The sequence below is a fragment of the Acidithiobacillus sp. TH-A36 genome (assembly GCF_057473445.1).
The window spans coordinates 1-1,467 of the sequence record NZ_JBYCKP010000354.1 but is presented as its reverse complement, the minus strand read 5'-3'; the positions used below and the strand labels follow the sequence as shown (position 1 = coordinate 1,467).

General features: G+C 51.7%; 2 protein-coding genes. Both read left to right on the top strand.

Going from position 1 to position 1,467, the window contains the following annotated elements; all coding sequences use genetic code 11:
* On the top strand, positions 1 to 944 hold a 944-nt coding region (gene cydB / locus AC2VLY_RS09420; RefSeq protein ID WP_486922158.1), incomplete at its 5' end, for a cytochrome d ubiquinol oxidase subunit II.
* Positions 945 to 959: 15 nt separating this feature from the next.
* A complete protein-coding gene (locus AC2VLY_RS09415; protein WP_010639184.1) occupies positions 960 to 1,163 on the top strand; it encodes a cytochrome bd oxidase small subunit, CydX/CbdX family in 204 nt (67 codons plus the stop codon).
* The last annotated feature ends 304 nt before the right edge of the window (positions 1,164 to 1,467 follow it).

Here is a 1,467-nt window from a genome sequence, read left to right as displayed (position 1 = left end):
TTATTCTGGGCGGCGGGGCCATTTTTGCGGCCTGGCCAACCCTTTACGCCACTTCTTTTTCAGTTTTTTACATTGTCATGATCCTGCTGCTGTTCAGCATGATTTTACGTCCGGTGGCTTTTGAATATCGCTCAAAAGTGGCCGCCAGCAAGTGGCGGGATTCCTGGGACTGGGTTTTTCTGATTTCCGGCTTTTTGCCCATGTTTGTCTACGGGGCAGCTATTGGTAATATTCTCGAAGGCGTCGGCTTTCATTTCGGCTGGGATGGTCAGTATTACCAGACGGAGTCCTTTATCTGGTATCTGTTGAACCCCTTTGCCATTCTGAGCGGCTTATTGGCGGTCAGCATGTCGGTATATCAGGGCGGGGCCATGTTGATGCTGCGCGGTACCGACCCCATTGCTTCCCGCGCCCGGAATTACGCCAGCACTGCAGGGATCATTGCCATTGTGCTGTTTATCATTGGTGGCTTCATGATTTCCGGCATGACGGGGTATAGCCTCATCAGCGGGGATCCGGGAATGCCCGCCAACGCCGTCAGTGGTCAGGTGGTGCATGCGGTTTCTGGCGCCTGGCTGGATAATTATGCAGCACAACCCATTTTGTGGATTGTCCCGTTGCTGGCCATTGCCGGGATGTTGTTCGGTGCGTTGATGTTACGCGCCAACAAACCCATCCTCGGCTGGTGGCTGGGAGCCATTGCCTGGATTGGCATTTTAGGCACGGTTGCAGCTTCCATGTTCCCGTTCCTGATGCCTTCGTCTGAAAATCTCAACCAGAGCCTGACTATCTGGAATGCTTCAGGCAGTCGTTACAACCTGATCTGGATGACCATTTTCACCGCCATTTTCGTGCCCACAATTTTGGCTTATACCACATGGTGTTTTCGGGTCATGCGCGGCAAGGTCAACCCGCCCAACCCCGCCGATGACCATGCTTATTAAGGGAGCAACCCAGTCATGAAAAATCTTTTCACTTTTGTCGGGATGGCTCTCATCATGGCGTTATCCCTGTTTCTGGCAGTCATCACTGGTGACTATGGCCCCTGGTATTTCGCCTGGTTGGTGGGTACGACCATGATTGTGCTGATCGCCGTCGCCGGTGCGGTCATGTATGAAAAACAGGATGCGGAAAGTCAGGACAAAACCGGACACTCACATTAAAGGAGTTAGACCATGCATCTGGAAGACTATATTTTCTTTTTGCCCATTGTGTATTTTTTCATTACCGTTATCGCGTATTTTTATACACGCAAGCGGTTCTGAGTCGAGTCTGTGACCGGGACGTCCCGGTCAAAAAAGCCCGGTTTATCCGGGCTTTTTTATTGTAGAAAATCAGATCACCACCTAAAAAGGGCAGGTGTCATGGGTGCGTTGCAGTGACTTTTGTTTCGAGCCGTCGTTGTTCTTGGCGAAATCCAGCGCCCGTCAGGAGAGCTGTTTGAGCCCGTAGGGCGAGTTCTCTCCT

Bases quoted from the DNA above. Each gene is read 5' to 3' on its own strand.
- AC2VLY_RS09415 (WP_010639184.1), top strand. From the start codon at position 960: ATGAAAAATCTTTTCACTTTTGTCGGGATGGCTCTCATCATGGCGTTA.